Origin of the sequence: Algoriphagus machipongonensis (genome assembly GCF_000166275.1) — a bacterium.
Lineage (GTDB): Bacteria > Bacteroidota > Bacteroidia > Cytophagales > Cyclobacteriaceae > Algoriphagus > Algoriphagus machipongonensis.
This window is the reverse complement of sequence record NZ_CM001023.1, coordinates 4,373,636-4,396,142: the sequence shown is the minus strand read 5'-3', so window position 1 is coordinate 4,396,142 and position 22,507 is coordinate 4,373,636. Positions and strand designations below refer to the sequence as shown.

At 38.7% G+C, this 22,507-nt stretch carries 20 protein-coding genes; 14 read left to right on the top strand and 6 right to left on the bottom strand.

The window, feature by feature from the left end:
* The first annotated feature begins 8 nt into the window (after positions 1-8).
* The 10 genes from rpsK to cysM all read left to right on the top strand — a co-directional run bounded on the left by rpsK (position 9) and on the right by cysM (position 7,765).
* Entirely contained in the window at positions 9-407 is a 399-nt protein-coding gene (gene rpsK / locus ALPR1_RS18570) for a 30S ribosomal protein S11 (RefSeq protein ID WP_008202996.1), read from the top strand.
* A gap of 18 nt (positions 408-425) precedes the next feature.
* Complete coding sequence (gene rpsD, locus ALPR1_RS18565) at positions 426-1,031, top strand: 30S ribosomal protein S4 (RefSeq protein WP_008202995.1); 606 nt, start codon at positions 426-428, stop codon at positions 1,029-1,031.
* A gap of 38 nt (positions 1,032-1,069) precedes the next feature.
* Complete coding sequence (locus tag ALPR1_RS18560) at positions 1,070-2,059, top strand: DNA-directed RNA polymerase subunit alpha (RefSeq protein ID WP_008202994.1); 990 nt, start codon at positions 1,070-1,072, stop codon at positions 2,057-2,059.
* A 6-nt stretch (positions 2,060-2,065) separates the two neighbouring features.
* Positions 2,066-2,611 (top strand): 50S ribosomal protein L17, encoded by a 546-nt coding sequence (gene rplQ, locus ALPR1_RS18555; RefSeq protein ID WP_008202992.1) that lies wholly within the window; start codon positions 2,066-2,068, stop codon positions 2,609-2,611.
* A 117-nt stretch (positions 2,612-2,728) separates the two neighbouring features.
* Positions 2,729-3,826: a glutamine-hydrolyzing carbamoyl-phosphate synthase small subunit gene (carA, locus tag ALPR1_RS18550; protein ID WP_008202990.1), complete on the top strand. Its 1,098-nt coding sequence runs from the start codon at positions 2,729-2,731 to the stop codon at positions 3,824-3,826.
* Between the two features lie 20 nt (positions 3,827-3,846).
* A complete protein-coding gene (gene eno / locus ALPR1_RS18545) occupies positions 3,847-5,124 on the top strand; it encodes a phosphopyruvate hydratase (protein ID WP_008202988.1) in 1,278 nt (425 codons plus the stop codon).
* A gap of 95 nt (positions 5,125-5,219) precedes the next feature.
* A complete protein-coding gene (locus ALPR1_RS18540) occupies positions 5,220-5,507 on the top strand; it encodes a septum formation initiator family protein (protein WP_008202987.1) in 288 nt (95 codons plus the stop codon).
* Positions 5,488-6,033: a hypothetical protein gene (locus ALPR1_RS18535; RefSeq protein ID WP_008202986.1), complete on the top strand. Its 546-nt coding sequence runs from the start codon at positions 5,488-5,490 to the stop codon at positions 6,031-6,033. The genes ALPR1_RS18540 and ALPR1_RS18535 overlap by 20 nt, the downstream gene beginning before the upstream one ends.
* Before the next feature lie 21 nt (positions 6,034-6,054).
* On the top strand, positions 6,055-6,900 hold the full coding sequence (epsC, locus tag ALPR1_RS18530; RefSeq protein WP_008202984.1) for a serine O-acetyltransferase EpsC: 846 nt from the start codon (positions 6,055-6,057) through the stop codon (positions 6,898-6,900).
* Positions 6,887-7,765, top strand: coding sequence for a cysteine synthase CysM (gene cysM / locus ALPR1_RS18525; RefSeq protein ID WP_008202983.1), 879 nt, complete (start codon positions 6,887-6,889; stop codon positions 7,763-7,765). The genes epsC and cysM overlap by 14 nt, the downstream gene beginning before the upstream one ends.
* Here cysM and ALPR1_RS18520 read toward each other — a convergent pair.
* The gene (locus tag ALPR1_RS18520; protein ID WP_008202982.1) at positions 7,762-8,673 is read right to left on the bottom strand and encodes a sugar phosphate isomerase/epimerase family protein; all 912 of its coding nucleotides are present in this window, start codon (positions 8,671-8,673) and stop codon (positions 7,762-7,764) included. The genes cysM and ALPR1_RS18520 overlap by 4 nt on opposite strands.
* Before the next feature lie 108 nt (positions 8,674-8,781).
* Here ALPR1_RS18520 and ALPR1_RS18515 point away from each other — a divergent pair, with 108 nt between their 5' ends.
* Genes ALPR1_RS18515 through ALPR1_RS18500 form a run of 4 tightly spaced genes read left to right on the top strand, consistent with a single transcriptional unit; the run spans position 8,782 to position 15,011 of the window.
* Entirely contained in the window at positions 8,782-9,504 is a 723-nt protein-coding gene (locus tag ALPR1_RS18515; protein WP_008202981.1) for a hypothetical protein, read from the top strand.
* Positions 9,501-12,239 (top strand): TonB-dependent receptor, encoded by a 2,739-nt coding sequence (locus tag ALPR1_RS18510; RefSeq protein ID WP_008202980.1) that lies wholly within the window; start codon positions 9,501-9,503, stop codon positions 12,237-12,239. Before ALPR1_RS18515 ends, ALPR1_RS18510 begins: the two co-directional genes overlap by 4 nt.
* A complete protein-coding gene (locus ALPR1_RS18505; protein WP_008202979.1) occupies positions 12,239-13,396 on the top strand; it encodes a DUF4249 domain-containing protein in 1,158 nt (385 codons plus the stop codon). Before ALPR1_RS18510 ends, ALPR1_RS18505 begins: the two co-directional genes overlap by 1 nt.
* Position 13,397: 1 nt before the next feature.
* Positions 13,398-15,011 carry a hypothetical protein gene (locus ALPR1_RS18500; protein ID WP_008202977.1) on the top strand — a complete coding sequence of 538 codons (1,614 nt, stop codon included), beginning with the start codon at positions 13,398-13,400 and terminating at the stop codon, positions 15,009-15,011.
* Positions 15,012-15,024: 13 nt separating this feature from the next.
* On the opposite strand, the gene ALPR1_RS18495 is transcribed toward ALPR1_RS18500, so the two are convergent.
* The 5 genes from ALPR1_RS18495 to tilS all read right to left on the bottom strand — a co-directional run bounded on the left by ALPR1_RS18495 (position 15,025) and on the right by tilS (position 22,474).
* Positions 15,025-16,686 (bottom strand): mechanosensitive ion channel family protein, encoded by a 1,662-nt coding sequence (locus tag ALPR1_RS18495; protein WP_040303903.1) that lies wholly within the window; start codon positions 16,684-16,686, stop codon positions 15,025-15,027.
* A 66-nt stretch (positions 16,687-16,752) separates the two neighbouring features.
* Positions 16,753-19,458 carry a hypothetical protein gene (locus ALPR1_RS18490; protein WP_008202974.1) on the bottom strand — a complete coding sequence of 902 codons (2,706 nt, stop codon included), beginning with the start codon at positions 19,456-19,458 and terminating at the stop codon, positions 16,753-16,755.
* 94 nt (positions 19,459-19,552) lie between these two features.
* Positions 19,553-20,488, bottom strand: coding sequence for a malate dehydrogenase (gene mdh / locus ALPR1_RS18485; protein WP_008202971.1), 936 nt, complete (start codon positions 20,486-20,488; stop codon positions 19,553-19,555).
* A 148-nt stretch (positions 20,489-20,636) separates the two neighbouring features.
* Complete coding sequence (locus ALPR1_RS18480) at positions 20,637-21,152, bottom strand: Crp/Fnr family transcriptional regulator (protein WP_008202970.1); 516 nt, start codon at positions 21,150-21,152, stop codon at positions 20,637-20,639.
* A gap of 2 nt (positions 21,153-21,154) precedes the next feature.
* Positions 21,155-22,474, bottom strand: coding sequence for a tRNA lysidine(34) synthetase TilS (gene tilS / locus ALPR1_RS18475; protein WP_008202969.1), 1,320 nt, complete (start codon positions 22,472-22,474; stop codon positions 21,155-21,157).
* Between the last annotated feature and the right edge of the window lie 33 nt (positions 22,475-22,507).

Genomic DNA, 22,507 nt, shown 5'->3' with positions numbered 1-22,507 from the left:
TTTAGATTATGGCTCAGAAAAGAAACGATAAAGCAAAAGGTAAGAAAAGAGTTGTTAAGGTAGAAGCTGTAGGTCAAGCTCACATTAGAGCATCCTTCAACAATATCATCATCTCTATTACCAATAATGCAGGTCAAGTTATATCTTGGGCTTCTGCCGGTAAAATGGGTTTCAGAGGTTCAAAGAAAAATACTCCTTACGCTGCACAAATGGCGGCGCAAAACTGCGGACAAGTAGCATACGACTTAGGTTTGAGAAAAATCGAAGTATTTGTAAAAGGTCCAGGGTCTGGTCGTGAATCAGCGATCAGAACGTTGCAAAACGTAGGATTAGATGTTACGACTATTACAGACGTAACTCCAATGCCACACAACGGTTGTCGTCCTCCTAAGCGTAGAAGAGTTTAATTTTAAATTAGTAAAAGAATGGCTAGATATACAGGTCCTAAAGCAAAGATCGCCAGAAAGTTTGGCGAGCCTATCGAAGGGCATAGCAAGGCGCTTCAAAAGAAAAACTACCCTCCAGGACAACACGGAAGAGGTAGAAGAAAGAAGCAGTCTGAATATGCTATTCAGCTTGCTGAAAAGCAAAAAGCAAAATACATCTACGGTATCTTGGAAAGACAATTTGCAAAGATGTTTGATATTGCTTCCAGAAAATCTGGAATTACCGGTGAAAACCTTCTTCAGCTTCTTGAAGCTAGATTGGATAATACCGTATACAGAATGGGAATTTCTCCTACAAGAAGAGGTGCTAGACAACTAGTTTCGCACAAGCATATCCTTGTAAATGGTGAATTGGTAAATATTCCTTCCTATTCTTTGAAGCCTGGTGATATTGTTTCTGTTAGAGAGAGATCTAAATCTTTAGAAGCGATTACCAATAGTTTGGCTGGTAGAGGTGCTAATAAATATTCCTGGTTAGAGTGGGATGGCGCTTCTTTGTCCGGCAAATTCGTCAGTGTACCTTCCAGAGATGATATTCCAGAGAATGTCAAGGAACAACTCATTGTCGAACTTTACTCTAAGTAATTTTACTATTTTCAGCTTTTAAAAAAAGAACAAGATATATGTCCATACTAGCATTTCAAATGCCCGAAAAAGTGGTAATGGAAAAAGCCGATGACTTCCATGGCTTGTTTACTTTCAAACCACTAGAAAAAGGCTATGGAGTTACTATCGGTAACGCCTTAAGGAGAATTTTGCTTTCTTCGTTGGAAGGTTATGCCATCACATCCATTAAGATACCTGGAGTGTTGCATGAGTTTTCTACCATCGAAGGTGTTGTTGAAGATGTGACCGATATTATTTTGAATCTGAAGCAAGTGAGATTCAAGAAAGTGCATGAAGCATTTGACGGAAAAATCACTGTAGAGATCAAAAATCAGTCTGTGTTCACTGCTGGAGACATTGCTAAGTTCACTTCTTCATTCGAAATCTTAAACCCAGATTTGGTGATTTGTCATATCGACGAGTCTAAAAACTTTGAGATTGAGATTACTGTCGAAAAAGGAAGAGGCTATTTACCAGCTGAAGAATCCAAACCAAAAGAACAGGTGTTCGGGCAAATCGCCATCGATGCCATCTTTACACCAATCAAAAATGTAAAGTATAGCGTTGAGAATACCCGTGTTGAACAGAAGACTGACTTTGAAAAGTTGATCTTGGAAGTATCTACTGATGGCTCAATCCACCCGGAGAAAGCACTTCAGGAGTCTGCTAAAATCCTGATCCAACACTTCATGTTGTTCTCTGATCAAACAATGGTCCTTGATTCCACTGGAATCGCTGAGCCAGAACCAATCGATGAGGAGTTCTTGCATATGAGAAAGCTTCTTAAGACATCTTTGAGCGATCTAGATCTTTCTGTTCGTGCATTCAACTGTCTTAAAGCTGCTGATGTAAAAACTCTTGGTGACCTTGCCAAACTTGAAATTTCTGACATGATGAAATTCAGAAACTTTGGTAAGAAATCCCTTGCCGAGCTGGAGCAGCTTATCCAAGAGAAAGGTCTGACCTTCGGGATGGATATTTCTAAGTATAAACTTGATGAAGAATAAATAACGATGAGACACGGTAAGAAATTTAACCACCTTGGTAGGAAAGCCGCTCATAGGAAGGCTATGCTTTCCAACATGGCCACTTCCCTGATTCTTCACAAGCGTATTACAACTACGCTTGCCAAGGCTAAAGAATTGAAGAAATATGTGGAGCCATTGGTTTCCAGAGCAAAAGAAGATACTACTCATAACAGAAGAATTGCATTCTCTTACCTGAAAAATAAAGAAGCTATCATCGCTCTTTTCGGAGAAGTTATTGCAAAAGTAGGTACACGTCCAGGAGGATACACTCGTATCATCAAAACTGGATTCCGTCTAGGTGATAATGCCGAGATGTGTATCATTGAGTTAGTAGATTTCAACGAATTGATGTTGAAAGATGCGAAGCCAACTAAGAAAACTACTAGAAGATCTAGAAGAAGTTCTGGCAAAAAAGATGAAGCTGCTGCTGAAACAAAAGCAGAAAGCACGCCTGAAGCTAAAACTGAAGAGCCAAAAGCTCCAGAAGCTTCTGCTGATTCATCTGAAGGTGAAACTGAAGAAAAAAAATAAGTTGATTGTTGACTTAGATATTAAAAAGGATTGGACTTTTGTTCAATCCTTTTTTTATACCCATTCCATTTATCTTCCTTCCCAATAAATCTTTAACTTTGGGCAACTTTCTAGAAAATGATTAGACAAAAAGCGACTTTACTCTTAGCCGATGGAACAAAGTTCCATGGCACACTTATTGGAAATCCCGGTACTAACGGTGGTGAAATTTGCTTTAATACCGGTATGACCGGATATCAGGAAATTTATACCGACCCATCCTACACGGGACAAATTGTTGTAACCACTACACCACATATTGGAAATTATGGTGTGATTGATTCCGAAGTGGAATCAGATGCTCCTACAGTAGCAGGAATAGTGGTAAATAATTTCTCCGATATTTATTCCAGAATTGATGCATCTGGTTCCTTGCAAGATTATCTGGTATCTCACAAAATTACCGGTATCGCAGATGTAGATACACGAAAACTCGTGAGACACCTGAGGTCTAAGGGAGCAATGAATGCTATCATTAGTTCTGAATACGAGGAGAATCTAGATGGCTTAAAAGCTGAATTGGATAAAGTGCCTAACATGGATGGCCTAGAGCTCTCATCGAAAGTTTGTACTCAAGAGCCTTACTTCGAAGGAGATGAAAACTCTAGTATTAAAGTAGCTTGTCTTGATTTCGGTATCAAGAAAAACATCTTGAGAAATCTAGCAAGCAGAGGCGTTTACTGTAAAGTTTTTCCAGCCAAGACCAAACTTGCTGAAATGGAAGCATGGGCACCACAAGCTTATTTCCTGTCTAATGGTCCTGGTGATCCTGCTGTAATGGAATATGCTGTAGAGACTACCAAAGAAATTCTAGAAACAGGAAAGCCTGTTTTCGGAATCTGTCTTGGTCATCAGATCTTAGCTGAGTCTTGTGGCATCTCTACTTATAAAATGCACCACGGACACAGAGGATTGAACCATCCTATTAAAAACTTGAAAACAGGGAAAAGTGAGATCACTTCCCAAAATCATGGTTTTAATATTTCCAGAGAAGATTCGGAAAGCAATGAAAATGTGGAGATCACTCACGTTCATTTGAATGATAATACCGTAGCAGGTATTAAATTGAAAAATAAGCCTGCGTTTTCAGTTCAGTATCACCCAGAGTCCTCACCAGGGCCTCATGATTCTCGTTACCTTTTTGACGATTTCATTTCTTTAATCAATAAAAATTAATCTCAATAACCTTTTATACTATGACATTGATACAAGCAGTTCATGCAAGACAAATTTTAGATTCCAGAGGTAACCCTACTATTGAAGTAGATGTACTTACTGATTCTGGTGCTTTTGGCCGTGCAGCAGTACCAAGCGGTGCTTCTACAGGTGTTAACGAGGCAGTAGAATTGAGAGATGGAGACAAAAGCAAATACCTTGGAAAGGGTGTTTTGAAAGCAGTAGAGAATGTAAATGAAGTAATTCAATCAGAATTGATCGGTGAATCAGTATTTGATCAAAGAGGGATTGATAACTTGATGATCAATCTTGATGGAACTGAAACTAAATCTAAACTAGGAGCGAATGCTATCCTTGGTGTATCTCTTGCTGTAGCCAAAGCTGCTGCAGATGATTTGGGTATTCCACTTTTCAGATACGTAGGTGGAGTAAACGCAAAAACACTTCCTGTTCCAATGATGAATATCATCAACGGTGGATCTCACTCAGATGCTCCAATTGCATTCCAAGAGTTTATGATCCGTCCAGTTGGTGCTCCAACATTCTCTGAAGCGATGAGAATGGGCGCAGAAATTTTCCATAACCTTAAGAAAATTCTTCACGACAAAGGCCTTAGTACTGCAGTAGGTGATGAGGGTGGATTTGCACCTAACTTCTCTGGCGGAACTGAAGAAGCATTGGAGTGTATTTTAGATGCAATCAAGAAAGCTGGTTATACTGCGGGTAAGGATATTACCATCGCATTAGACTGTGCTTCTTCTGAGTTCTTCGAAGATGGCGTTTACAACTATGCTAAGTTTGAAGGTGAAACTGGAAAAGCTAGATCTAGAGCAGAGCAAGTTGATTACTTGGCTGAGCTGACAGAAAAATATCCTATCGACTCTATCGAAGATGGTTGTGGTGAAGAAGATTGGGAAGGTTGGGCGATGTTGACTGCTAAAATAGGAGACAAAGTACAATTAGTAGGAGATGATCTTTTTGTGACCAACGTGAAATTCTTGAAGCGTGGTATCGAAGAGAAGTCTGCAAACTCAATCTTGATCAAAGTGAACCAGATAGGTACATTGACTGAAACTTTAGATGCAATTGATTTGGCACATAAGGCAGGTTTTACTGCTGTTATGTCTCATAGATCAGGAGAAACTGAAGATTCCACTATTGCAGATCTTGCAGTAGCTTGTAATTGCGGTCAAATCAAGACCGGTTCAGCTTCCAGATCAGATAGAATGGCGAAGTACAATCAATTACTTAGAATTGAAGAACTACTTGCTGAGACAGCTTATTTCCCTCAGAAATAAGACGATCTCACCTTATTTTGAAAGCAGCCTTTTAAGGCTGCTTTTTTTTTGCATCATTTTTGTACCTTGTCAATAGAATTTTCATCCAATCTCCCATGAGCAAATATCTTAAATACACCAAAAATTTTTATGTACTCGGGACCTTATTCTTTGTCTTTTGGATGGTTTTTATAGATTCTAATAATGTAGTGAACCAGTTTAGGTTAAGTAGCAAGCTAAGTGAGCTTTCAGATCAAAAGGAATTTTATCAGGAGAGAAAAGAGGAAATTAAGGAAGAAAGAGAGGAGTTAATGAGTAATCCTGAACTTTTAGAGAAGTTTGCACGTGAAAAGTATCTCATGAAGAAGAAGACTGAAGATCTCTATGTTATCGTTAAAAAATAAAATTCTACTCGTATTCTTATTGGTTTTTTCAATGCATTTCGCTGCAAATGCACAGCGAGAGATTTACTCTGATTCTATACCCTTTAAAGATAGATTGTATTTCGGAGGAAACTTTGGGATGCAGTTTGGTACAGTGACTTTATTAGATATTTCCCCTTTGGTAGGGGTTATGATCACTCCAAAGCTTTCTTCAGGACTGGGAATAACCTATCAGTATTTCAATGATAAGCGATACTATGGAGGAGAGAGCTCATCTTATGGGGGGAGGATCTTTACCCGATACAATGTACTTCCAAATATCTTTGTTCATGGTGAGTACGAGCGACTCAATTTTGACAATTATAATCTCCTCACTGATGAATTTGAAAGAATATGGGCTAACTCACTATTTCTAGGAGGAGGTTATTTTGCTCCTTTTGGTCCTAGAGGAGGAGCTAACTTCACATTTCTATATAATGTCCTGCATGATAATTTAAGGTCACCCTACGCTGAACCTTATGTGATCAGGGTTGGTTTTGTACTTTAATAGTGCACTAAATCCCAATTCATGAATTCTTTTATTAATAAAATCCATCAGGCACATTTAGATTGTTCGGATTGCCCTTCACCCAAAGTTATCCATGGGTTTTTTGAGGAGCTTTTAGGTCTGCTTTTTCCTGAACATGCTTTGAGTAAAATCAAGGAGAAATCAGAAATTGAGGATAAAATCAATAAACTTCAGCATACCCTTTCAGATGTGTTGAAAAGAAATGTCCACTTGCATAAAGGAGACGGAGAGGCGCTGGCTAAATCTTTTTTTGAGGGTTTAGAGAAAGTCTATACATGGATACAACAGGATGTAGATGCTATATACGAGGGAGATCCAGCAGCAAAATCCAGAAATGAAATACTTCGAAGTTATCCGGGATTCTATGCGATTTCAGCCTATCGTATAGCACACTCACTTCATAGTTTGGGAATTTCATTAATTCCAAGAATGATTTCAGAGTTGGCACACAGTAAAACTGGAATTGAGATCCATCCCGGTGCAAAAATAGGGCAGCATTTCTGCATAGATCATGGGACAGGTGTAGTGATTGGAGAGACCACAGTGATCGGAAACCATGTAAAAATTTATCAGGGGGTTACTTTAGGGGCATTAAGTGTCAATAAAGAAGATGCTGATATCAAACGACATCCTACCATTGAAGATCATGTGGTGATTTACTCAGGAGCAACAATTCTGGGTGGAAAAACAGTGATTGGGGAAAACAGCACTGTAGGTGGGAATGTTTGGCTAACTAAAAGTGTTCCTTCCGGAAGTAAGGTCTATTATCAGACTCAGATGTACCATTCTGGCAGCGAAGTCACAGATATGTATGTCTTCAAAAATGACAATGATGAAGCTATTTGAATTAGTAGGAAATACTCCATTAATCGAACTTGAGAACATCCCGGTCAATCCGAAAGTAAAAATCTATTGTAAGCTGGAAGGTCAAAACCCTGGTGGCAGCGTTAAGGATCGTGCGGCATATAATATGATCAAATCGGCTTTGGAAAGGGGAGATATCAAAAAAGGAGATAAGCTTGTTGAAGCCACCAGTGGCAATACCGGGATTGCATTAGCTATGATTGCTAAAGTGATGGGACTGGATATGACACTGATTATGCCTGATAATTCTACCAAAGAGCGAGTTTTGTCAATGGAAGCTTATGGAGCCAACGTGATTTTGACCCCTGCTTCCAAAACGATTGAATATTCTAGGACACTTGCTGAAAAAATGCAAAAAGAAGAAGGTTACTTCATGCTTAATCAATTTGGTAATGACGACAACTTTCTAGCACACTATAAAACGACAGGTCCAGAAATCTGGAATGACACCCAAGGTGAAGTAACTCATTTTGTCTCAGCCATGGGTACCACTGGAACGATCATGGGAGTTTCCATGTATCTCAAAGAGCAAAATCCATCTATTCAAATTGTAGGAACACAACCGACAGATGGATCTAGCATTCCAGGTATTAGGAGATGGTCGCCTGAATTTTTACCTGCAATCTTCGATGCTTCCAGAGTAGATCAGGTAATTGATGTCAGCCAGGAAGAGGCGACAGAGATGACCAGGAGGATGGCTAAAGAAGAAGGAATACTTGCTGGTATGAGCAGTGGTGGAGCACTTCATGCAGCCATCAAACTTTCCCAAACCCTAGAAGAAGGGGTAATTGTTTGCATTACTTGTGATAGGGGAGACCGCTATTTGAGTTCCGATCTCTTTGCCTAGAGAAACATTTCTTTTGTCTTCTTCAGTCCTGTTTTGGCAACTTCTAAAGCGTCTTGTTGGTAATACGTTGGGTTGAAAAGTTCTAAGGATAGAATTTTAGTTCCAGACATACCACCCAAAGTCTCAGTTATCACATCGTAAGGTGCAATTCCGTCCCCAGGATAGACTCTATCTTTGTCTTGAAGATCTTCAACAGCAATTCCTGAAGGAACATCATTGACATGGATAATATCAAATGCATCACTGCTTAAAAGTTTTAGCGCATTAAAACCCGATCCCCCTCTAAATAAGTGATATACATCTGGTAAAATTTTAGTGTCTGGATTATTGGCAGCTACAGCTACCGAAAGGCATTGACTTAAATTATGGAAAGGTCCAAAAGCTCCCCAAAATTCCAGCTGAGGCATAACTCCTATTTTTTTTCCCAAATCAATCAACTGAGAATATTTCTCTGCGGATTCCTGAACATTGATTTCACCCTCAGCACCTATTGCAGGAGCAGCAATCCTTGTACAGCCAATATCTGCCAGCATTCCCATTTCTTTCTCCATCTGAGCAAAGCCTTGTTTTGATTTCTGTGGGTCTTGAGCCATCCACGGGGCAAAGCCTATCGCATTGAACGGTGTTTGTTTAGCGTCACTTAAGACAGTCTTTAGGGAGGATAGGCTTTTTCCAGACCCTAGGTAAGTTTCTATTTCTGAAATCCATATTTCAAGACCATCATACCCTGCTTTAGAGGAAGTTTCAATTATTTCGCTAAGACTTAATTTTTGTCCACGAATTGTGCTAGTGTTTAAACTATACTTATATTTTACATTCTTTAGTTCTGAGGCTTTTGCGAATGTGGGTGATACAGCTAATGCTGCAGGTGCAAGTGCAAGAGATTTTAATATATTTCGTCTTTTCATTTTGGGATTATGAATAAATTTAAAATTAGTCCGTCTAAATAAATAAATTACCGTTTATTACATTGTTTGCCAAATCCAATACAATTGCGATAATATCGTATTGATCTTATGTTAAAAGTAAAGTTTTTTATTCCATTTGTCTTGATTTTTATGTGGGCTGCCCAAATTTCAGCTCAGAATCAATCATTTCTTTCTTTATATAAAGATCAATTACCCTACTTTCAGGAACTGATTACCGGAGGACAATATGGGGAGGCTCCTGTAAACTATGAAGGCAACCCGTATTTTCAAGTCAGGACTTTTGACGAGGGTAAACTTTCCATTAATGAAATCCAATATACTGGAGTACAGCTATTGTACGATGAGCATTTAGATGAACTGGTAACATTTCATCCAGTTTACCGACAAAAAATCTTGATTAAGCCTGAAAAGGTAGAAGAGTTTCAATTAGAAGGAGGCTATATTTTTAGGAGATTCGAGAGAGAAGATTCTTATGTCCATCATGAAAATGGTTTCTATCAAGTAATCAAAGATGGGGAGATAAAAGTGCTGATAAAACATTATAAAACGCTTGATCCTGTCAAAGAAGTTGGGAAATACACCCATGTCTTTAATGAGGATAAAGAATACTTTTATTGGTTTGATGGAGATTTTGAGGTGATAAGAAAGAAGAAGCAGGCCATTAAGAGTTTAGGGTTGAATAAAAAGGAAATAAAAAAACACCTAAAGGATAAGGGCTTATATTTTGCCTTAGAGAAAGAAAAATACATTTTAGAATTAGCTAGGTTTAGAGAAAATAAACAAGAGGAATTTAAAGGATTTTTTGAATGAGAAAGGTTTTACTTCTTGTCAGTTTTATTTGCTGTTTTTCTTTTGCTCAAGCTCAAAACACCAATTCCCAAAAAATTTCAGGTACTTTTTTAGGTATGTCCTTTGAAAGGTTTGCCGAGAAAATAGAGTCAGAAACTCCTTTTAAACTTTACTATAAAAACTCTGATGTAGAGGAAATCCAAGTGAATCTTCAAGCCAATGATTCTGATATTGGGGCTCTTCTAAGAGAAATATTGTCTAATACTGGGCTTACTTACTCTATTGATAATTCGAAGAGAATTTGGATTTCAAAGGGTAGTAAAATATATGTGGATTTTCCTGCCGACTATTTTATGGTCCAAGAAAGGCAGGAAGTTCAATCAAATGCTAATGATACACTAGGAGCATTTGATAAGAATAAGAGGTTTATCATTGGTAAGGCAAATGAAAATCCAGAATCACCAACGGCGGTTTTAAGTGGCGTAGTGACTAGTGTTGAATCGGGGAATCCGATGAATGGAGCTGTGGTTTTAGAAAAAGTTAACTATACACAGGTAGTTACAAATAAGGAAGGAAAATATCGATTGACACTACCAAAAGGTAGACATACCATTTGGATTCAAAATATCGGAGGGTTCCAAGAGCAAAGGCAAATTGACCTTAAAGGGGACGGGGTACTTAATATGAGTATTGAAGAAAACGTACTTTCTCTAGATGAGGTAGTCGTTAGTTCTGGGGCATTATCTCATATTAATAAATTGGACATGGGAGTTCAATCTATCAGTGTAGCTGATGTGAAGAGGCTACCAGCTGTAATGGGAGAGGTGGATGTACTTCGCGGTATTCTCACCATGCCAGGCGTCAACACCGTAGGGGAAGCTACAACGGGCTTTAATGTAAGAGGGGGAGCTGCTGATCAAAACTTGATACTTTACGGAAATTCAACCGTGTTTAACCCCACACATGCCTTTGGCTTTTTCTCTGCTTTCAATGCTGACATCATTTCCGGAGTTGAATTGTATAAAGGCTCTGTTCCGGTTAACTATGGAGGAAGACTCTCTTCCGTATTAAAAGTAGATCCCAAGTTTGGTTCAAAAGAAAAGTTTGGAGGTAGTGGGGGAATAGGGATATTAACCAGTAGGTTAGGTTTTGAAGGACCTATTGGCGAAAAAACCACTTTTGCTATAGGAGGTAGGTCAACCTACTCGGATTGGGCTTTAAAGCTATTGGATGATGAGGCAGATTTGAATGGAAGTGCAATATCATTTTATGATATCAATGCAAACATTCAACATGAGATCAATGATAATAATACCATCGAATTAACGAGTTATTTCAGTAGGGACAAATTTCGATTTGACCCTGATACTTCTTATTCCTACCAAAACTTAAACCTTTCTCTGGCTTGGCAACATTATTTTAATGATGCACTGGAGGGAAAGCTGACAGTTGGACAGGATAGTTACGAATTTGGGATTATTGGGCAGGACAACCCACTAAACTCCTTTGATTTTGGTTTTGACGTCAATCAACTTTTTATTAGGGCTGATTTCGAGTATAGAAAAAGTGAAAATCACATCCTTAAGTTTGGAGTACACGGGATCCAGTATTCCTTAAATCCAGGTACTAATCGTCCCTATGGTCCAGAATCTATAGTGATTGATCAGGAGCTCCAAGAAGAAAATGCTCAAGAGATATCTATTTTTATCGGAGATGAATTCACTGTCAATGAAAACCTCTCTTTTAGCTATGGAGGAAGGTACATGTTTTATCGATTGTTGGGGCCATTAAACGTTAAGGAGTATGTGCCTGGGGAACCCATTACTGAAAGCAATGTAACTGGTGAAAGGAGTTATGGGAAGGGAGAATCTGTACAGACCTACCATGGCCCGGAATTTAGAGTTTCTGGAAGGTATACGCTAAACAATCAATCGTCTCTGAAATTTGGCTTTAATACCATGAGGCAAAACATCCATTTGTTATCTAATTCCTCCTCAATTGCTCCAACAGATTCGTGGAAACTCAGTGATACCTATATCAAACCGCAAACTGGCGGGCAAGCTTCCCTTGGATATTATAGAAATATGGCTAAAAATCAGCTAGAATTCTCAACAGAGGTTTATTATAAGTATATGAACAACTTACTGGATTACCGATCTGGAGCCCAGATAGTTTTAAATGAAAATATTGAACAAGATGTTTTGAATTCAGTGGGTAAGGCCTATGGTGTTGAATTATTGCTAAAGAAAAACACAGGAGCCTTAAAAGGCTCTATTGCCTACACTTACTCGAGATCATTTATGAAAACCTCTGATGAACCGAGTATAGAAAAAATTAACGACGGGGAGTTTTATTCCAGCAATTTTGACCAACCACATCACTTGGTGGTGGTTGCCAATTATGAGTTGAGCAAAAGAGTAAACACCTCATTTAATTTGAACTACAGTACAGGTAGGCCGATTACATTACCTATTTCAAAGTTTGATTATGCTGGCTCCGAAAGGGTTTATTTCTCTGATAGAAATGCCTATAGGATACCGGATTATTTTAGAATGGACTTTTCCGTCAACTTAGAGGGAAGCCATAAAGTTGATAAACCGGCACATGCTTCATGGTCTTTTGGTGTGTATAACATTTTAGGGCGAAGCAATCCCTATTCTGTGTACTATGTTCCGGAGGATGGAAAGTTGAGGGGATATCAGCTTTCTATCTTTGCAAAACCCATCCCATTTATAACCTATAATTTCCGATTCTAATGAGAAAAATAGCTCTATATTTTTCTGTTTTACTTATAGTCTTGGGCTCTTGTAGGGAGCCTTATAATGCGGAAATTGAACCTTCGGATTTAAAGGTTTTAGTGGTGGAAGGATATTTGGATACAGAGGGAATACCGAGTATCATGAGTTTAAGTTATACTAGAAACATAACTCAGGAGGATGGATTTACACCCATCTATCCTTCGGCAAATGTCTTTTTAGAATCTGAAGGGGGACAACAATATCCCCTGACGGCTTTGGGGCAAGGTAATTTCGAGTTTGCTTATGATATCCCAGAGAATGAACTTTATCGACTCAGGATCTTAATGGATGATGGGGTAAGCTATACTTCAGATCCCATTAAACCAATTATAACTCCAGAAATCATTGATGTAGGTTATGAGCGAAATGAACAAGGAGTTGAGGTTTATTTAACTACAAAGGGAGATGAAAATGCGGATGATTTTTTATGGACCTATGAAGAGACCTATGCATTTAGACCCAGAATCCCCACAGCTTATCGGTATGACCCAGACCTGAGGACAGTTGTTTTGGCAAATGATGAGAATAGAACGGATTTATGTTATAGAGAGGAGTTGAGTTCAGACTTGATATTGGAAACCTCCTCGAGGTTTGAAGATCAATTTGTTTTTAGGCAGTCCATTAAACAGATACCTACAGGGGATGAAAGAATAACTGTAAAATATAGCATCCTGATTTCTCAAAAAGCATTGGACCAAAGGGCTTCGGAATTTTGGGAAGTGATGAGAAAAAACACAGATGATTTAGGCTCTATTTTTAGCCCTCTACCTTCTAATATCGGGGGGAATTTCAAAAATGATCAAGACCCAAGTGCACCTGTTGTAGGATATTTAAGCTTGGGTACTGTTAGGCAGCAAAGGCTTTTTATAGAAGTCCGAGATGTAATTCCTTGGCCAAAGGCTCCTGTTGATGATTATTTTGGCTGTTTAGTAGAACCTGATACCGTATTTATTGAAGACTATGAGTCAGCTTTTAATTCGGGCTTTTACACTCCAGCAGTACCGATTTTTTGTGATACCTGCTTTGACCCTATTGGTTTTCAAAAAGCCGAGGTACGCTGTACAGATTGTACGTTGAGAGGATCAAATGTAGCACCTGATTATTGGGAAGATTAAGATGAGAATTCAAAAAAATATCCTGCTGCTATTACTTCTGATTACTGTTGTTTCTGGAAGAGGCTTTTCTCAGATAAACTTGGAGGAATCAGAAGAAATAAATTTCTCTATACCCAAATCCATTTTTTTTGGAGGTGAAAAAATTTGGATAAAGGCTACGGTTGTACAAAATGAAATCCCAGTTCAATCCAAGGTTCTATATGCTGAATTGCTCAATCGGGATAATGAATCTGTTGCTTTAGCAAAGATGCCATTACAAGTAGGAGAGGCATTTAACTACCTTTTGATTCCGGACAACTTACCTTCTGATAATTATTTATTGAGGGTTTTTACCAGGATCAGTCCTTATCAAAATTTGGAAACTGGCCTTGTTCAGCAATTTGTGACAGTTTTTAACAGGCAGGTTCCACCGGAAGTAGTTCCGGAAAGGCAAGTGATTGATAAAGGTGAGACACCAAGTTCTTCGGTATTTACTTTATCCAGCAGACAATTAGCCAAGGGTGAAAATTTGACAATCGATCTTTCTGATCAAGGATCTGTGGAAGAGGTGAAAGTTGGTTTTTGGAATCCTTTCCTTGAGGATCAAGACATTATCCACTCCTCTGAAATTTATGAGTCCTTAGAAAGTAGAGATGTGGTGCCTGAGCTTTTTGGGCATATTATTGAAGCCGAAATTGAAAATTCGGAAATAGACACGACCCAACTTTACTATTTGTCAGTTCATGGAGAAAAATCTGCTCTATTCACAGATAGACCAGATGCCAATGGAAGGATATTTATAGATGCGGGTGGTATCCGCAATTGGAATTATATGGTGGCACAATCAGATGGAAATAAAAGTCTTTTGGATTTTTATATTGTCTCCCCAGCACCTGTAACCCAATTTCAATCTGATTTCATTATTCCTGAATTAAAAATCAGTCCTGAAGATCAGCCTTTCTTGCAAGAATTACTTAAAGGAGGACAAGTGGAGGGGTACTTTGTCCAATCATTTGAAGCAAATAATCTCCCCGTTGTAACTGGATTTGTGGAGGATATTGCTTACCAGTTGGATGATTATACAAGATTTGAAAATGTGGAGACTGTGATCAAAGAGTATGTGCCTGAGGTTTCTGTCAAAACTATTCAGAAGAAAAAAGAATTTAGAGTAATCAATTCTCTTAGAACATATGCCTTTGATGAGAACCCATTGATGTTGGTTGATGCTATGCCTGTTTTTGACTCAGATCAACTGGCGAAATTTGACCCAAAAGAGTTTAAATCCCTGGAAATACTAACAAGGCAATTTTACCTCAATGAAGAAGAACTTTCGGGAGTGATTAGCTTCTCTTCCTACAATAACGATTTTGGAGGCTACCCTATTCCCTCTAATGGAATTTACTTGGATTATCAGGGCATCCTGCCTACAATTGAATCTTCAGAGGAATTGTTTGATGGCCCGAAATCAACAGATAAAATCATGGACTGGAGAACAGTTCTGTATTGGTCTGTAACTCAAAAAGATCAAGAAATTCCTTCCAAAATCTCTTTGAAGATTCCTGATTTAGCCGGCTTTTATCAAGTTTCCATCAAGTCCAATGGTCAGATTTACCAAAGCATCGTTGAAGTCAATTAATTGCTCAACATGGCTAATCCTTTTTCTTGAGTTCAGTTTTTAAGTATTCACTCAGTTTTGCCTGATAAATTTTCATGTCAGGGTCATACTCAGGAGAAAGGCTCTTTTTTTCTGGAAAAGTCTCCATGTGAACGGTCTGTGTAGGAAAGGCAAATCTCACTTCAAGAGAATCCGCAAGTTTCATGATCTGAATTAAGATTTCATGTCTACATTTTAACTCTTCTGGCCAAGTTGGAACTTCAAAAAAGATGTAAAACATGATATCCAAACTGTAAGAAGAAAGGTTGTTGAAGTACACGTGAAAGACGTCCTTTCTTGTTTTTGGATGCGAAAGTACAATTTCACGTAACCCATTTACAAATTCATCCACCAAGTCTGGTGGTGTATCATAAGTAATGGTAAGAGTAGAGTAAAACCTTCTGTAATACCTTAAACCATGATTGTCAATGGTTGCGTCTGCGACTTTGCCATTAGGGATATACATGACAGAATTCCGAAAAGTCCTTACCCTTGTAGATCTGAAACCCACTTCTTCTACTGTTCCATCCAAATCGCCAGAAGTAATCCAGTCACCCACTTGAAATGGTCTATCCAAGAAAATCATGATAGAGCCAAAGAAGTTTTTGATCGTATCCTGAGCAGCCAAAGCCACAGCCACACCACCGATAGAAAGACCTGTTAGGAAGGGTATGATATCGAGATCTAAGCCTTCCTTTAGGATAAATAGTGTACCAATGACCACCACAAAAGCTTTGAGCGTTTTGCGTACTAAAGGGACAAGTTGGTCATCCAAAGTAGACTCTGTACGCTCCGCTAGTGATGAGAAATAGGCAGTAATGATATCTACGATCTTATAAAAGATAACCGTGATCAAGAATGGTTTAAGCGTATTAATGATCACAATAATCCAAGCCCAAATTTCGGTTGGAAGCTGTAATACCGGAAGGAAAAGTGCCAATAGTAGAACGATCAGGTAGAAACTGGTAATCCTTGCCACTGGGAGTAAATAATTCTCGCCTATATAGCCGTATCCGCTTCTTTTTAAAATGTATAATAACCCTTTGTCTACTAAAAAAGTAAAGAGCTGATGGCTCATAAAAACGATAAAAATCAAGATAAGAAAGCCCACCAGTTGCCATAGGTGGAGCCCCAAGTATTCCTGATTCCCGATTTTTGGCAAAAGGTCTAAAAGCTTTGCAGTGCCGTAAGGATAAGTTTCTTTATGAATACTATTGATTTGCCCTACGGTAAAGGATGAGAACTTCCAATCTGCGCCAATTTTTTCAAGAAATACGCCGGGAAGCTTCTTTTTATCAAAGTAAAAAATCTGGTTTGAGTTAGAGGTGGTATCCCTAAAGTCCTGCTCATTGGGGATTTCATTGGTTCGGATGATAACTCCTTTTCCTTCAAAAATCTGCTTTAGTTTCGAGCTTAGTTTTGCTCCATTTGCGTTGCTTACCCCTTTGAGGTTTAAAGTTTTTGCAGCTTCCTCAGGTTTGAAATGACTTTCTTCCAGATTATAAAAGAAGGTCAGTGTCGTGTGGTAAGGCGAAGTTAAATTTACCTCATTCGTGATTTCTGAATATTCTTCTTCTTCAGTAAGTAGCTGGCCAAATGAAAATGAAGAGACTAGCCAAAATAAAGTAAAGAGTAAGAATGATTTTTTCGCCGCCATGAGGTGTTTTTGAATTTTGCGCAAGTTAGCCATTCATAAAATGATGCCCAAGGAAATTGACAAAGCTTAATCTGCCAGTAAAAACTCTGTAAGCCTATTTCCACTTATAGTTCTTATGAGGTACTGACCCTGAGAGGGTTGATAAGAAATTTGAACGGAATTACTGCTTTCCAGTGGCATAGTAGTCAGAAGATTTCCTTTCATGTCGTATAGATAACTGAACTCCTGAGTCAAATCTGTCAAGGCGAAAATTTGTCTTTCACCCCCAAAATCAAAATACTGATACTTCAATTCCTCACTAGCAACTCTAAGATTCATCAGCTGATTTTCATTTTTGTCCAAGACCGAAACTTCGTTGAATTGTCTGGAGACAAAGAGGAAATCCTCTGATTTTTGATCCGTCACTAGCATAAACTCACTATCACGATCATTCTTGATCAGTTGATTTCTATAAGTGATTTCCCCGTCAAAATTGGTTTTGATGATTTCACCGTTGGTTGTGATGGTGATGAATTGGAAGCTTCTTGATCTTGGATCTCTCCAAACTACACCTTTTGATAGAATAGACTCACCCAGCTTTATAGGAGTGCCTGCTTGTTTTTCACCTCTTCTATTGTAAATGAATAAAGAGCCTTTCTCTCCTAAAGCTACCATATAATCTCCCTTGCCGGGGATTCTATAATGAGAGGCTGACCCTGTTGTGTTTTCTCCAGTAGGTAGAGGGTCCCAGCCATCCAGTTGCTGTCCAGTTTTATCCAAAAGGAATAAATCGCCTCCTTCAGTGCTTATGAAGTACCGGTATTCTTTAGTGTTTGAATAATCAACAAGGTTTAATGAGTTGATTAATTCATTGCCTAAATCAAATGGGTATCGAGGTAATAGATTCCCTAATCGATCGATTCCATATACTTTATCTCGAGTAGAAAGGAGGATCTGAAGCTTTCCGTTTTTATAATAGTCTACCTGAAAAATGTCAGAAACAATCGGTCCATCCAAAGGATAAGAATATACTTCTTCTCCAACCCCATTGAACAAATGCATGACATTGGACGCGTCCTGCACTAAAATATCCTCTGTATTGTCTTGGTAGTTTGTTACGGAAACAGGACCATAGATTAGTGTCTGATCAAGAGTTACGGAATTATTAGGCTGAAGACTGATTGCTTCCATAGGTTTTGCCTCTGCTTTGAAATCCCCTTTGTAAGGGATTGTAAGGGTGGCTTCCGTTCCGCCGGGTAAGTCATTCACTTTTAAAGAAAGCCATGGAAATGACCGGAAACTACTGCTGTAGCGCTGTAAAAATGAAGACCAAGAAGGATTTGTGATTTTGGTCCAGTTATTCCAGATTTTATCGATGAGGTATAGTCTTGTAAACCCTGCTGAAGAAGTTAATTCTGATTTTGCTTCTGGAGCATTTTTGGAGTTCCTCCAAGTATTGTTAGAAGTGAAGTCATCCAAAATCAACTTCATTGCTTGCTGGGAATTGGTGAAAATCAAAATGTCATTGACACTGGTAATGAAAGTTTGACCAAAACCCGGGAATTTACCATTGAATAGATGGGCAGGAAAGTCTTCTTCAGCGAAGAATAGAATTTCATAGTCTTGATAATAATCTGAATTTTCGCCTCCCTCATCGGTTTGAAACTCCTTAAGTAAGGTCAATGGCTGGCCGGCATCTTCAGTCCTTGCTAAAAGTGCCAGATTATTATCAAAACCTCCGGAGCTTTCCAGGTTTAAGAGGTAAAGTTCTCCAGAAAAGCCGTCGAAAAATCCCTTGTCGGTCAGTTTTCTTTGAATTTCACCTTCCAGTGTGGATCTGAAGGGGAAAGCACGGTTTTCTAATTTTTGAGTTTCGTAGATGCTTTCCAAGTTGATTTGGGTCAGGGAAAGTGTTCTATTGGAAATAAGGGACTCTATTGCAGTTAAGTTTGCTCTGATGGAAGGCGTAAAGTTGTTTTGATCTGGATAGAATACGGGGCCTTTAAAAACCAGTTTTCCTTCCTCAAAATTCAAATCTAGGGCCAATCCAGAGTTCATTACTTCCAAACCGGCAATGGATTGATTTTCACGGTTACCAGCCACGCCTTTGAGCATGGAGGCTAGCCCTTTACCAGATAGCAATAGGCGACCAGGAAGATTTTTGTCCGCAGGCGTTTTTGAGATCAAGTCTGAAAAATCCTCTTGGCTTTCATTCATATAAAATCTTATAGCCTGCTCGACTAAAAAGGAGGAGGAAGAAAAGGCTACTAAATCTCCAAGGATAGCTATTGACCAGAGGCGGTCGTTGTTTTCATTGTAAAACTCCAAAACCTCCTGTTCTGAATAGGTTCTGTTTTGAAACCTTGAGCCAGCAGGGATTTTTGTTTTAATATCTTCAATAATCCCATTCGTTTTGAGTGGGCTTAGATTTAGGGTATAAAGGAGTTCAAAGGTCTCAATTCCAGTAGAATGAAGACTGATGGTGAGTTGCTCACCCTGTACTAAAGAGGCAACCTGACCAGAAGTTCCTGTTAAACTATCTAGAGTAACCAGTTGATTGGATATTTTATCAAATGCTGGTAAAGATTGGAAAATCTCCCAAACGGGATCATTTACTAAGGAATTCCAGGTTTCGGCTCCCTGATAAGTTTCAAAAACGAAAATAGCATCTTGGCTGATCAGCTCAAGGCTATTGACATTCCTAGCAGAAAAATAAGTTTTATAAATCCAGAATCCTCCACCCGCTAAAAGGATGAAAATGAGCAATACAAGTAGGCTTTTCCAGATTTTCACAGACAGTTTTTGGATTTATGGTGCAAAAATTAGACCTAAGATTTTAGAGATTAAACTCTGAAACCTTAGGTCCATTAAGATAAAATAGATTGAGTTATTTACCCAATTTATCCAATACGCTCATTACTTCTTTTACATGTCCTCTTGAAGTTTCTAATAGGTCTTTTTCATCTTGATTAAGATCTAATTCCAAAACTTTCTCGATTCCGTTTTTACCTAGAATCACAGGAACACCTAAATAACAATCGTCGATACCATATTCGCCATCAAGTTTGATACAAACTGGGAATACTCTTCTTTGATTTTTTAAGATTGATTCAACCATTTGCGCTGCAGCAGACCCTGGAGCGTACCAAGCGGAAGTACCCATCAATTTCACTAATTCACCGCCACCAAATTTTGTTCTTTCGATGATCGCATTAAGTTTTTCTTCTTCGATCAATTCAGTAACTGGGATACCCGCAACAGTGGTATATCTTGGAAGTGGAACCATAGTGTCACCATGACCTCCCATTAAAATAGCCTGAATTTCTTTTGGAGATACATTAAGTTCAGAAGCAATAAATGCTCTGTAACGCGCTGTATCCAGGATTCCAGCCATTCCCATTACTTTGGTTCTTGGAAGTTTGGATGTTAAGTGTGCCTGGTAGGTCATCACATCCAATGGGTTGGAAACAACAATGATGATTGCATCTGGAGAGTGCTTGATCACGTTTTCTGTTACAGACTTAACGATTCCAGCATTAGTTTCGATAAGGTCATCACGTGTCATGCCCGGCTTACGAGGCAAGCCAGAAGTGATTACTACTACATCAGAGTTAGCAGTTTTAGTATAATCGTTTGTGCTGCCGATAGTACGGCTGTCATACTGGTTGATAGGAGCTTTCTGCCAAATATCAAGGGCTTTACCTTCGGAGACACCTTCTTTAATGTCTACTAAAACGATTTCTTCTGCGATTTCGCGATAGGCCAATACATCGGCACAGGTAGCACCCACGTTACCTGCCCCTACTACGGTTACTTTGCTCATGAGATTTTATAAATTTTAATTGAATTATTGCCTTGAAAAAAGCGACGCTAAGTTATTAAACTATGCCTAGGAATAGAAGTCAGGCGGAGAATACTTTACCTGTCAAGGCGGATTTTATATAAACGAGGCTAGAATACTTTGAGAAGGCCTATTCAAACATTTGACGGAGGCTAAAGAATCCGAAAGATTCTCGATATGACCTGAAAAGTCGTTGATTGTTCTGATTATAATATTCTGCAAGCGAGGTCATTACTTTTGCTTTAATCTTAGGGTTGCTATCAAATACCTCCTGAAGTGCAAAATGAGGAATAACTATCAGGTCAGCTTCCTCTGAAACTATGATCGCCGTGTAAGTTCTTTTGGTATTTTCAAGAAGTGAGTTCTCGCCAAAAGCTTCCCCTTTATTGATCTCCATAATGGTTTCAAAATTGTCCCTGACATCTATTGTAAGAGAAATCTGACCATTTTTTACTAGGTATAGCGCTTGGCTGGGGTCTTTACTAAAAAAAACCACCTCGTCTCTTTTGTACTTTCTATGGTGCATGGCTGGGATAAACCGAGCCATCTCTTTATTCTTCATACGCTCAAAAAATTTGATTTGCGAGAGGAAATCAAACATTTCGTGTTCTTCGGGAGTGTATGTTTTAGAAAATGGGTTTCGCATAGCTAGCGCTTCTTCAGGTATAAGGTTTTCCGGGTTGCGGCAGTTTGCTTTGCCCAATCTGCAATTCTATACCCTATGATCCAGGCAATTTTTCCATCGGACTCCAAAACTTTGATACCGGATTTTTTTACTAAGGGTACTTTCAAATCTATTAAAAAATCACTGATTTTTTTGCTGTTTTTCATCCCCAAGGGAATAAATCTGTCACCTTCTTCCCATTGCCGGATTTTTAAGGGAAAAGTCAATTGCTCCAAATCCAACATCGCATTCGACGGGCTTTTATCTATTTCAGAAGGACTACCCGTTTTTAGTAACTCATATTTTCCTTCTGGAATATCAAAGCCAAGATCATTAGATGATAGCTCAATGTCGGCAAAACCGATGGATTTGGGCGCCAAAATCAATTGATCTCTATCGTTGTTTAGAACAAAAGAAGCGGATTCAAATAGTTTTCCAGACTCCCCAAGTAGGCAGGATTGATAGATTTCTTGAGCCTGAGTACTGTTAAATCCGTAAGATCTCAACCAAAAATAGATAAGGGAAGTGGCACCATCTAGATGCAAGAAATCACTATAGCCTAAGGTTTGAATTCCTTCTTCATCTTTAATGGCCTGACTCTTCCATTGATCAAATAAACCTGTAAATGCCCTCCCAGTATCTTTTAATCTATCAAAACTCGTAAATAAGTTGGCTCTGGAATCCTCAGCAAAATCAAGCAGCTTCGGTAAAATATCAATTCTCAATTTGTTCCTTTTGTAGTCCGTGCTTTTATTAGAGCTGTCTTCCCTCCAGGCTAACTCCATGGCAGTAGCAAATTCTAGAATTTCAGCTCTTGAAAAAGGCAATAGTGGTCTTATTAATTTGCCTCGTTTTTCTGCCATTCCATAAAGGCCTTCTATGCCTGTCCCTCTTAGTAAATTGAGGAAAATAGTTTCAAGCTGGTCATCTTCATGATGGGCAAGTAAAATACCCGCCAGATTTCGCTCTTTTCTTATTTGCTCAAACCATTCATATCGGATGTCTCTGGCAGCCATTTGCGTAGAAACCTTATGATCTTCGACAAATGAATAGGTGTCTGCTTGATGGACATGAAAAGGTGCATTCCATTGCTCGGCTAAATTTTTAACAAACAATTCATCCCCATCACTTTCTTTTTCCCGTAGATGAAAGTTGACATGGGCAACTTCAAAAGAAAAACCGGATTGATGTAGGAGAGTACCTAAGCATACGCTATCTAAGCCTCCGCTACATGCCAAAAGGTATTTCTTATCTAAGTCCAGAATTGACTTATTCTTGATATGATGGATAAATGCTTCAATCATTAACCAAAAATATCATTTTCTGCTAATTTTGCC

Coding starts and splice junctions, on each gene's coding strand:
- rpsK (WP_008202996.1), top strand. CDS start 9: ATGGCTCAGAAAAGAAACGATAAAGCAAAAGGTAAGAAAAGAGTTGTT.
- rpsD (WP_008202995.1), top strand. CDS start 426: ATGGCTAGATATACAGGTCCTAAAGCAAAGATCGCCAGAAAGTTTGGC.
- ALPR1_RS18560 (WP_008202994.1), top strand. CDS start 1,070: ATGTCCATACTAGCATTTCAAATGCCCGAAAAAGTGGTAATGGAAAAA.
- rplQ (WP_008202992.1), top strand. CDS start 2,066: ATGAGACACGGTAAGAAATTTAACCACCTTGGTAGGAAAGCCGCTCAT.
- carA (WP_008202990.1), top strand. CDS start 2,729: ATGATTAGACAAAAAGCGACTTTACTCTTAGCCGATGGAACAAAGTTC.
- eno (WP_008202988.1), top strand. CDS start 3,847: ATGACATTGATACAAGCAGTTCATGCAAGACAAATTTTAGATTCCAGA.
- ALPR1_RS18540 (WP_008202987.1), top strand. CDS start 5,220: ATGAGCAAATATCTTAAATACACCAAAAATTTTTATGTACTCGGGACC.
- ALPR1_RS18535 (WP_008202986.1), top strand. CDS start 5,488: ATGTTATCGTTAAAAAATAAAATTCTACTCGTATTCTTATTGGTTTTT.
- epsC (WP_008202984.1), top strand. CDS start 6,055: ATGAATTCTTTTATTAATAAAATCCATCAGGCACATTTAGATTGTTCG.
- cysM (WP_008202983.1), top strand. CDS start 6,887: ATGAAGCTATTTGAATTAGTAGGAAATACTCCATTAATCGAACTTGAG.
- ALPR1_RS18520 (WP_008202982.1), bottom strand. CDS start 8,673: ATGAAAAGACGAAATATATTAAAATCTCTTGCACTTGCACCTGCAGCA.
- ALPR1_RS18515 (WP_008202981.1), top strand. CDS start 8,782: ATGTTAAAAGTAAAGTTTTTTATTCCATTTGTCTTGATTTTTATGTGG.
- ALPR1_RS18510 (WP_008202980.1), top strand. CDS start 9,501: ATGAGAAAGGTTTTACTTCTTGTCAGTTTTATTTGCTGTTTTTCTTTT.
- ALPR1_RS18505 (WP_008202979.1), top strand. CDS start 12,239: ATGAGAAAAATAGCTCTATATTTTTCTGTTTTACTTATAGTCTTGGGC.
- ALPR1_RS18500 (WP_008202977.1), top strand. CDS start 13,398: ATGAGAATTCAAAAAAATATCCTGCTGCTATTACTTCTGATTACTGTT.
- ALPR1_RS18495 (WP_040303903.1), bottom strand. CDS start 16,686: ATGGCGGCGAAAAAATCATTCTTACTCTTTACTTTATTTTGGCTAGTC.
- mdh (WP_008202971.1), bottom strand. CDS start 20,488: ATGAGCAAAGTAACCGTAGTAGGGGCAGGTAACGTGGGTGCTACCTGT.
- ALPR1_RS18480 (WP_008202970.1), bottom strand. CDS start 21,152: ATGCGAAACCCATTTTCTAAAACATACACTCCCGAAGAACACGAAATG.
- tilS (WP_008202969.1), bottom strand. CDS start 22,474: ATGATTGAAGCATTTATCCATCATATCAAGAATAAGTCAATTCTGGAC.